This window comes from Streptomyces sp. WAC00040 (genome assembly GCF_056835925.1).
In genome coordinates this window covers 462,131-471,301 of the sequence record NZ_JAKQZE010000003.1, presented here as the reverse complement: position 1 = coordinate 471,301, position 9,171 = coordinate 462,131, and the positions used below count along the sequence as shown (strand labels likewise).

General features: G+C 71.5%; 10 protein-coding genes and 1 pseudogene. 8 read left to right on the top strand and 3 right to left on the bottom strand.

The window, feature by feature from the left end:
- The first annotated feature begins 93 nt into the window (after positions 1 to 93).
- The 6 genes from MDN94_RS27535 to MDN94_RS27510 are packed head-to-tail and all read left to right on the top strand — an operon-like array spanning position 94 to position 4,672.
- Positions 94 to 396, top strand: coding sequence for an urease subunit gamma (locus MDN94_RS27535; RefSeq protein ID WP_453459361.1), 303 nt, complete (start codon positions 94 to 96; stop codon positions 394 to 396).
- A gap of 11 nt (positions 397 to 407) precedes the next feature.
- On the top strand, positions 408 to 719 hold the full coding sequence (locus tag MDN94_RS27530) for an urease subunit beta (protein WP_441265916.1): 312 nt from the start codon (positions 408 to 410) through the stop codon (positions 717 to 719).
- The gene (locus tag MDN94_RS27525; RefSeq protein WP_482728594.1) at positions 712 to 2,433 is read left to right on the top strand and encodes an urease subunit alpha; all 1,722 of its coding nucleotides are present in this window, start codon (positions 712 to 714) and stop codon (positions 2,431 to 2,433) included. Before MDN94_RS27530 ends, MDN94_RS27525 begins: the two co-directional genes overlap by 8 nt.
- Positions 2,433 to 3,197 (top strand): urease accessory protein UreF, encoded by a 765-nt coding sequence (locus tag MDN94_RS27520; protein WP_482728593.1) that lies wholly within the window; start codon positions 2,433 to 2,435, stop codon positions 3,195 to 3,197. The genes MDN94_RS27525 and MDN94_RS27520 overlap by 1 nt, the downstream gene beginning before the upstream one ends.
- A gap of 46 nt (positions 3,198 to 3,243) precedes the next feature.
- Entirely contained in the window at positions 3,244 to 3,921 is a 678-nt protein-coding gene (gene ureG / locus MDN94_RS27515) for an urease accessory protein UreG (protein ID WP_482728592.1), read from the top strand.
- Positions 3,922 to 3,928: 7 nt separating this feature from the next.
- Positions 3,929 to 4,672, top strand: coding sequence for an urease accessory protein UreD (locus MDN94_RS27510; RefSeq protein ID WP_482728591.1), 744 nt, complete (start codon positions 3,929 to 3,931; stop codon positions 4,670 to 4,672).
- A gap of 27 nt (positions 4,673 to 4,699) precedes the next feature.
- On the opposite strand, the gene MDN94_RS27505 is transcribed toward MDN94_RS27510, so the two are convergent.
- Together MDN94_RS27505 and MDN94_RS27500 are read right to left on the bottom strand one after the other, a co-directional pair.
- Positions 4,700 to 5,749, bottom strand: a complete 1,050-nt coding sequence (locus MDN94_RS27505) for an NAD-dependent epimerase/dehydratase family protein (RefSeq protein ID WP_482728590.1) — start codon at positions 5,747 to 5,749, stop codon at positions 4,700 to 4,702.
- 234 nt (positions 5,750 to 5,983) lie between these two features.
- Positions 5,984 to 6,721 carry a lysophospholipid acyltransferase family protein gene (locus MDN94_RS27500; protein ID WP_482728589.1) on the bottom strand — a complete coding sequence of 246 codons (738 nt, stop codon included), beginning with the start codon at positions 6,719 to 6,721 and terminating at the stop codon, positions 5,984 to 5,986.
- A gap of 406 nt (positions 6,722 to 7,127) precedes the next feature.
- Here MDN94_RS27500 and MDN94_RS27495 point away from each other — a divergent pair, with 406 nt between their 5' ends.
- Positions 7,128 to 7,595 carry a VOC family protein gene (locus MDN94_RS27495; protein WP_482728588.1) on the top strand — a complete coding sequence of 156 codons (468 nt, stop codon included), beginning with the start codon at positions 7,128 to 7,130 and terminating at the stop codon, positions 7,593 to 7,595.
- A 5-nt stretch (positions 7,596 to 7,600) separates the two neighbouring features.
- Here MDN94_RS27495 and MDN94_RS27490 read toward each other — a convergent pair whose 3' ends face one another.
- Positions 7,601 to 8,107, bottom strand: a complete 507-nt coding sequence (locus MDN94_RS27490) for a carboxymuconolactone decarboxylase family protein (RefSeq protein WP_482728587.1) — start codon at positions 8,105 to 8,107, stop codon at positions 7,601 to 7,603.
- Positions 8,108 to 8,186: 79 nt separating this feature from the next.
- On the opposite strand from MDN94_RS27490, the pseudogene MDN94_RS27485 reads away from it, so the two are divergent.
- A pseudogene (locus tag MDN94_RS27485) lies at positions 8,187 to 9,155 on the top strand (pirin family protein); the annotation flags it as partial.
- Positions 9,156 to 9,171: the final 16 nt, after the last annotated feature.

Below are 9,171 nucleotides of genomic sequence, written 5' to 3'. Positions count from 1 at the left end.
GAGATGCCCGCGGACAGGTCAACAGGGTGTCGCTGCGCGTTACGGTCCTCACGCCCAGGGAGCTACCGGGCCGGACGACAGTGAGGTGGACGCGTGCAACTCTCCCCGCACGAGCAGGAACGGCTTCTCATCCATGTGGCCGCCGACGTGGCGGAGAAGCGCAGGGCGCGCGGGGTGAAGCTCAACCACCCCGAATCCGTCGCCCTCATCACCTCGCACATCCTCGAAGGCGCCCGCGACGGCCGCAGCGTCTCGGAACTCATGGCGTCCGGGCGCAAGGTGCTCACCCGTGACGACGTCATGGACGGCATTCCCGAGATGATCCACGACGTCCAGGTGGAGGCCACCTTCCCCGACGGGACCAAGCTCGTCACCGTCCACGACCCGATCGTCTGAGGGGCGGAACGATGATTCCCGGAGAGATCCTCCACGGCGACGGCCCGATCCTCCTCAACCAGGGCCGTGAGGTCACCCGCCTCACCGTCGTCAACGCCGCCGACCGCCCGGTCCAGGTCGGCTCCCACTACCACTTCGCCGAGGCCAACCCCGGCCTCGAGTTCGACCGCGCCGCCGCCCGAGGCAAGCGGCTCGACGTCGCCGCCGGCACCGCCGTGCGCTTCGAGCCCGGCATCCCGGTCGATGTCGCACTCGTGCCGATCGCCGGGCGCCGGATCGTCGCCGGGCTGCGCGGGGAGACCGGAGGACCTCTCGATGGCTGAACTCCACCGCGCCGTGTACGCCGACCTGTTCGGCCCGACGACCGGCGACCGTGTCCGGCTCGCGGACACCGACCTGATCATCGAGATCGAGGACGACCGCTGCGGCGGTCCGGGCCGTGCCGGTGACGAGGCGGTGTTCGGCGGCGGCAAGGTCATCCGCGAGTCCATGGGCCAGGCCCGTGCGACACGCGCCGACGGCGCGCCCGACACCGTGATCACCGGAGTGGTCGTCCTCGACCACTGGGGCATCGTCAAGGCCGACATCGGTGTCCGGGACGGCCGGATCAGCGGCGTGGGCAAGGCCGGCAACCCCGACACCATGGACGGTGTCCACCCCGACCTCGTCATCGGGCCCGAGACGGAGATCATCGCGGGCAACGGGAAGATCGTCACCGCCGGAGCCATCGACGCACATGTCCACTTCATCTCGCCGACCGTCGTCGAACAGGCGCTCGCCACAGGCGTGACCACCCTCGTCGGCGGTGGCACCGGCCCGGCGGAGGGCACCAAGGCCACCACGGTCACACCCGGCCCCTGGCACCTCGGCCGGATGTTCGAGGCGCTGGAGGCCTTTCCGGTCAACATCGGCCTGCTAGGCAAGGGCAACACCGTCTCCCGCGACGCCATGCACTCGCAGCTGCGCGGCGGCGCGCTCGGGTTCAAGATCCACGAAGACTGGGGCGCCACCCCGTCGGTCATCGACGCGTGCCTGCGTGTCTGCGACGAGACCGGCGCGCAACTCGCCCTGCACACAGACACGTTGAACGAGGCCGGGTTCGTCGGCGACACCCTCGCCGCCATCGCGGGCCGCACCGTCCACGCGTACCACACGGAGGGTGCGGGCGGCGGGCACGCACCTGACATCATCACCGTCGTCTCCGAGCCCCATGTGTTGCCCAGTTCGACGAACCCGACCCGGCCGCACACGGTCAACACCATCGACGAGCACCTCGACATGCTGATGGTCTGCCACCATCTCAACCCCGCCGTTCCGGAGGATCTCGCCTTCGCCGAGTCCCGGATCCGGCCGTCCACCATCGCGGCGGAGGACGTCCTGCACGACCTCGGAGCGATCTCGATCATCTCCTCCGACTCGCAGGCGATGGGGCGCATCGGGGAAGTGGTGATGCGTACGTGGCAGACCGCGCACGTCATGAAGAAGCGACGCGGCGCGCTTCCCGGCGACGGCCGCGCGGACAACCACCGAGCACGTCGCTATGTCGCCAAATACACGATCAACCCCGCGGTCGCGCAAGGCCTCGACGGCGAGATCGGCTCGGTCGAGACCGGCAAACTGGCCGATCTCGTGCTGTGGGACCCGGCTTTCTTCGGGGTCAAGCCGCAGCTGGTGATCAAGGGCGGCCAGATCGCGTACGCACAGATGGGTGACGCCAACGCCTCGATCCCGACGCCGCAACCCGTGATGCCACGACCGATGTTCGGGGCGATCGGGCGTGCGGCGGCCAGGGGTTCCTTCAACTTCGTCGCACAGGCGGCGATCGAGGACGACCTGCCTGGACGACTGGGCCTGGCAAAGAAGTTCGTGCCGATCAGGAACACCCGGCGGGTGACGAAGGTGGACATGCGCGAGAACGACGCCATGCCCCGGGTGGAGGTCGACGCCGACACCTTCACGGTGACGATCGACGGGGAAGCGGTCGAGCCGGCACCCGCCGCGGAACTCCCCATGGCTCAGCGGTACTTCCTCTTCTGATGCGCCCAACCGACACCGATACGCACATCGGCCACGAGGATGCCGCCGCCGGCGCTCGGCACGGGAAGTCCGCCGCCGGGGCCGTCCATGAGGCGCCTGCCGCCGTCCGCGCCGCGCTGCTCGTGCTCTGTGACGGGCGGTTCCCCGCAGGAGGGCACGCGCATTCCGGCGGGGCCGAGGCAGCGGTGAAGGCGGGACGCATCCGTGACGCCGACGACCTCGCCGCGTTCTGCCGGGGGCGGCTGCACACCACGGGCCTCACGGCCGCGGGGCTCGCCGCCGCGGCGGCGTTCGGCCACGACCCCGTAGCGCTCGACGCCGCGGCGGACGCCCGGACGCCGTCGCCCGCAGTGCGCGCCACTTCACGCAAGCTCGGCCGCCAACTGATGCGCGCCGCGCGGGCCGCATGGCCCGCCCCCGGACTCGACGCTCTGGCCTCGGCGTTCCCGCGCGGGGCGCACCAGCCGGTGGTTCTCGGCACCGCCGCCCGCGCGGCGGGCCTCGGGCCCGAGGACGCCGCGCACTGCGCCGCGTACGAGGCGGTCGGCGGCGCCGCCACCGCCGCCGTACGGCTGCTGTCCCTCGACCCGTTCCGCGCGACTGCCGTCCTCGCCCGTCTCGCCCCCGAGATGGACCAGGTCGCGGCTCGTGCAGCCGGCCTGGCCCGCACGGGCGTCGACGACCTGCCCGCCGCCTCCGCACCACTGCTCGACATCTGGGCGGAGCAGCACGCGGCCTGGCCCGTCCGTCTCTTCGCCTCCTGACCCGTCCCGCCTTCAGGATCCCCGCACGCACCAAGGAGCCGCAGCCATGCACATCGGCCACCAGCACGAGTCACCGGCCGCCGTCGGCGCGGACGCCGCCCGCCCCGACGGCAGCCGCCGAGCGCTGCGCATCGGCCTCGGCGGGCCCGTCGGCTCAGGGAAGACCGCCACGGTCGCCGCCCTGTGTGCCGCGCTCCGCGACACACTGTCCATCGCGGTCGTCACCAACGACATCTACACCCGTGAGGACGCCGAGTTCCTGCTCCGCAACGCGGTGCTGCCGCCGGAGCGCATCCAGGCCGTGGAGACCGGAGCCTGCCCGCACACGGCGATCCGCGACGACATCTCCGCCAATCTGGAGGCCGTGGAGGACCTCGAGGACAGCGTCGGCCCCTTGGACCTGATCCTCGTCGAATCGGGCGGCGACAACCTCACCGCCACGTTCTCCAAGGGCCTCGTCGACGCCCAGGTCTTCGTCATCGACGTCGCCGGCGGTGACGACATCCCGCGCAAGGGCGGCCCGGGCGTGACCACGGCCGACCTCCTCGTCGTCAACAAGACCGACCTCGCCCCGTACGTGGGCTCCGACCTCGGCCGCATGGCGCGCGACGCCGAGGAGCAGCGCGGCGAACTCCCCGTCGTCTTCACCTCGCTGCGCGAAGCGGACGGCATCGCGCCGGTCGTCGACTGGGTGCGCGCGCAGCTCGCAGCGTGGACCGGGTGAATCCCGGATGAGCGTCCACGCGACTGCCCGGATCGTCGCCGACCGCACGGGCCTGCCCGTCCTCACGAGCGATGGGCCGCTGGCGCTGCGCCGCACCCGCTCCACCGGACCACGGCTGCGGGTCACCCTCGTCGGCGCCATGAGCGCACCCCTCGGCGGCGACCGGCTCGCCGTCGAGGCCGAGGTGCGCGACGGCGCCCGCCTCACCGTCGACTCGGCCGCCGCGACCATCGCACTCCCGGGCGCCGAACGGCGGCACGCCCGGTACGACACCACGCTGGACGTCGGAGAGGAAGCCGAACTGCACTGGCTGCCAGAGCAGTTGATCTCCGCGCAGGGAAGCGACCTGCGGATGCGCACCCGCGTCCGGCTCGCCGCCACGGCACGGCTGGTGCTGCGGGAGGAACAGATCCTCGGCCGGTACGGCGAGCAGCCCGGCACTCTCGCCACCCGGCTCACCGTCCACCGCACCGGCCGCCCTCTGCTGGACACGGGGTTCTCCTGCGGCCCCGGCGCTCCGGGCGGTTGGGACGGGCCCGCCGTGCTCGCCGGCCACCGGGCGGCCGGCCAACTCCTCGTCGTCGACCCCGCGTACGAGGACAAGCCGCCGGAGCCGGTGTCCCTCGGCCCCACCGCGGCGCTCACCCCGCTCGCCGGACCGGCCGCACTGGTCACCGCGCTCGCGGCCGACGCCCTCACGCTGCGGCGCGTGCTCGACAGCGCCCTGCGGCACCTGCTCGGCAGCCCGTGACGCAGCCGTGGCCCCGGTTTGTCCTGGTCAGTCGGCGCGGTGCTCCGCCAGCCAGGTGTCCTCCGCGGCGTAGTCGAACAAGGCGTCCTTCCCGTAGTTCGCGGCCATCTTGGGGAACGCCTCGGTCCACTCCCTGCCGTGCAGGCTCGCCGCGAGCCACTCCACGGTCGCCGGCAGGGACTGGGCATAGCCGGTCACCGCGCGATAGCCCAACTCGTCCTCGGCGGCACTCATGTCGTAGACGACCGGATGCGCACCGGACCAGGGTGTCTCGCCCACCGATGACGACGGCGGCGGCCCGTCGACGAGGACGGTCTCGGCGGGACGGTCGAGCACCGCGTCGATCGCGTCGCCGATCTCGGCCACGGTGGGCGCGTCCGGGTCGGCCGCGTTCAGCACCCGCGAGCCGGGCCTGCGCGCCGACAGCCGGACCAGTTCCGCCACGTTGGACACATGGACGGGATGGAACCTGCTGAGACCGCCGTACGCCAGCACGCGCACCTGGCGGCCGTCCAGTGCCCGCTTGACGAAGTACAGCTCACGCGGAGTGCGGCAGTGCGGCCCGTGGACGGCGCCCGCCCGCAGCAGGGTCACGGGCAGCTCGTCCCCGGCGGCCAGCAACTCCTGCTCCAGCGCCACCTTCCGGGTGCCGTACGTCGACTCCCCGGCGGCCACGGTGGCCTGGGCCTCCGGAATCGGCACCGGGTAACGCGGAAAGCCGTCGGGCCGGCCCTGGGTGTCGAAGCTGCGCCCCCGGTCGTCCTGGTAGACCGCGCCGCTCGATATGACCACGGCAGACCCGATCCGGTCCGACATCCCCCTCAGTTGGCGGGCGTGCCCATGGCCGAACGCCACCATGTCGACGAGGACGTCACAGCCGTCTCCGACGGCCTCCGCGAGGGCCGAGTCGTCCTCCCGGTCCACCCGCACCGACCGCACCGTGTCGGGCCAGGCCTCGTCCGCGACGCCGCCCCTCGAGGCCGCCCGGACCGTCCATCCGTCCGCGACCAGGGCGGCCACGGCCGCCCGTCCCATCTGTCCTGAAGCGCCCAGCACGAACGCGTTTCCTCTGCTCATGACAGGCACGCTAGGCGCGGGGGCGGCGTGGCGGCCGCGAAATTAGCGGAGCGCAGATTCGCGGTCCGCGGCCCGGGCACGCCGCCGGGTTCCGCGGCGGGATCCCCGGCCGCGGTGCGGGAGATGCGCGGTCCGGGAGTTTGCGCTCCGAGGCCGCAATGCGCGGCCGGGGGCCTGAGCCGCGGTCCGGGCACGCCACCGGGGTGCGTGCGCCCGACGGCGCGCGGGCGTGGCTCAGGAGCGGCGCCCGGGGAGCCTCTTCGGCTTGGCGCCGCGCTGTTCCTGCTCCAGCCGCTCCTGCTGTTCCGCCTTCACCTCGGCGGCGTAGCGGTCGACGTACTCCTGCCCGGAGAGCTCGAGGATCGCGTACATGATCTCGTCGGTGACCGCGCGGATCGCCGCCTTCTCGTTCTCCATGCCCGCGTACCGCGAGAAGTCCAGCGGCTCCCCGAACCGGACCGTGACCCGCTTGACCTTCGGGATCACCTGTCCGGGCGGCTGGATCTCGAACGTCCCCACCATCGCGCAAGGCACCACGGGCACCCCGGCCTTGAGCGCCATGACGGCGACACCGACCTTGCCCTTGTAGAGCCGGCCGTCGTGCGAGCGCGTGCCCTCGGGGTAGATGCCCAGCAACTCGCCCTTGTTCAGCACCCCGAGCCCTTCCCGGATGGCGGCCTGCCCGGCTTCCTTCCCGGACCGGTCGACCGGGATCTGCCCGGCGCTGCGGAAGAACGCGGCGGTCAGCCGGCCTTTGAGGCCAGGCCCGGTGAAGTACTCCGCCTTGGCGAGGAACGTGATGCGGCGCTTGATGATCGCAGGCATCAGAAAGTGGTCGGAGAACGACAGATGATTGCCCGCCACGATCGCCGCGCCTTCGGCGGGGATGTGCTCCAGTCCTTCGATCCGCGGCCGGAAGAGCAACCGCAGCAACGGTCCGATGAGCACGTATTTCAGCACGTAATAGAACACGGCGTCTCTCCCAACTCTCCCCGGATCGGCCCTGAGGCCGTGTTCTGCCCGCGCACAGCCCGCACCCGCGGCCTCAGTCGCACTGTGGGCGAGGTCGACCCTGTACGGGTCTCATCGGACTCATGCTGCTCCTTGCTCCCTCACATCATGGGGCGTCAGATTGCTGGCGGCCGATGAAGGCTCTGCCTGCGTTCTCCGGCGATCGATCGTAGCCCGAGACCCCGCATCCCAGAACGGACATGCGTCGCTTCCGGCCCGGCACGACGACCGTCCGGGCCCCGCCGGCCTCCGGCGCCCGGGCGGACCGCGTCCGGTGCCTGGCACCGCCGGGCCGGGGTACCCGCCCTTCCGGGCCGGGAGCAGCCGGGTGCGGGCCCGGTGGGCCGGTCCGGAAGGGAGCCGAGCGATGGCAACCCCTGGTGATCTGCCCACACCCGAGCAGGGCCTTCTCCTCACGCACTTCCTGACCGTGCGAGACGTCGCGCTCTCGCGGCGTTTCTACGCCGAGATCTTCGGCGGCGACATCGTGCTGGAGGAGAACCCGGCGATCGTGAAGGTGGCAAACAGTTGGATCATCATGAACCCGGGAGGCGGCCCCACCCCTGACAAACCCGGCATCACTCTGGTGCCGCCGGAGGAGGACGGCACGGTGTCCGCGTTCCTGAACGTTCGTGTCGCGGACATAGCATCCTTCTACGCCGACGCCCTGGCCAAGGGCGCCCGCTTCCTCACCGCCCCCCTCGACCGCAAGGCCGAACTGCGCTGCTACCTGCGTGACCCCGACGGCTACCTCATCGAGGTGGGGCAGGCGACGGGCATGCTGAAGGGCGTGTTCGCAGACCGGCGCGACGGGTCGGCGGGATCGCAACCCTGACGGCGTCACTCCTGAGGTGACGGCGCAGGGTCGCGGCGCACCGGGTGCTTGCTCATGACGGAGACGCGGTTGAAGGCGTTCATGGTGATCGCCACCCAGATCACGGCCGAAATCTCGTCGTCCGAAAGAGCGGCCCGAGCCTCGGCGTACGCCGCGTCCTGCGCGCCGAAGTCCGCCGGACGGGTGGTGGCCTCCGCCAGGGCGAGCGCCGCCCGCTCCCGGGGGCTGAACAGCGCGGTGTCGCGCCACGCCGCGAGCACGCCCAGCCGCTGTGTGGTCTCGCCCGTGCGCAGGGCCTTCCTGGTGTGCAGGCTGAGGCAGTAGGCGCAGGCGTTGAGCTGGGAGACCCTGATATTGATCAGCTCGACGAGGATTCGGTCCAGCCCCGACCCGGCCGCGACGTTCTTGACCGCCTCGGCCGTGGCGGTCAGCGCGCGGTAGGCGTCCGGGCTCTGTCTGTCGATGAAGACCCGGCCGCCGGTCTCCAGTGCTGAGGTTTCCGCCACGTGCACTCCTTGGTCGCGCGATCTCTCGCTGCCCGTCCTATCATGAGGATGTTGAAAACGAAACTTTTTCTGAGGAGGGCTCGCGGTGAGCAATACGGAAGTGCACCCTGCCGAGTTGGCCTGCGGAGCTCGGGCGGACGGCGCGTCCCGACCTGCCGTCGAAGTCCTCACCGCGCGGAGCGTCCCCCTCGGCGGCCCACGCGCGATGACGGTGCGGCGCACGCTGCCCCAGCGGGCCCGCACTCTCATCGGCGCGTGGTGCTTCGCCGACCACTACGGACCCGACGACGTTGCCGCGACCGGTGGCATGGACGTTCCTCCCCACCCGCACACCGGGCTCCAGACGGTGAGCTGGCTCTTCACCGGCGAGATCGAACACCGCGACAGCCTGGGCAGTCACGCCCTCGTGCGACCGGGCGAGGTGAACCTCATGACAGGCGGATACGGGATCAGCCACTCAGAGGTGTCGACGCCCCGGACCACACGGCTGCACGGCGTCCAGCTGTGGGTGGCACTGCCCGAGCAGCACCGGAACGCCGATCGAAACTTCCAGCACCACGTACCGGACCCCGTTCCACTGGACGGCGGCGAGGCCCGCGTCTTCCTGGGTTCGCTCGCCGGCGTCACGTCCCCGGTGCGTACCTTCACGCCCCTGCTCGGGGCCGAACTCTCCGTGGCTCCGGGCGCCACCGTGACCCTCGGCACCGACCCGGACTTCGAGCACGGCGTTCTCGTCGACACCGGCGACGTCCGCATGGAGGGGACGACTCTGCGGCCCACCGAACTCGGCTACGCCGGCCCTGGCCGGAACACGCTCACCCTCACGAACGAGGCACCCGGGACAGCGCGGCTGATGCTGCTGGGCGGGCCGCCGTTCCCCGAGGAGATCGTCATGTGGTGGAACTTCATCGGCCGCACCCACGACGACATCGTCCGGGCCCGCGAGGAGTGGCAGAACGAGTCGGACCGCTTCGGCCGGGTCGAGGGCTACGACGGACACCGCCTCCCGGCACCCGCACTCCCCAACGCGATCATCTCCCCACGGAAGAACCCCGCCCCGCCCGCAGAAG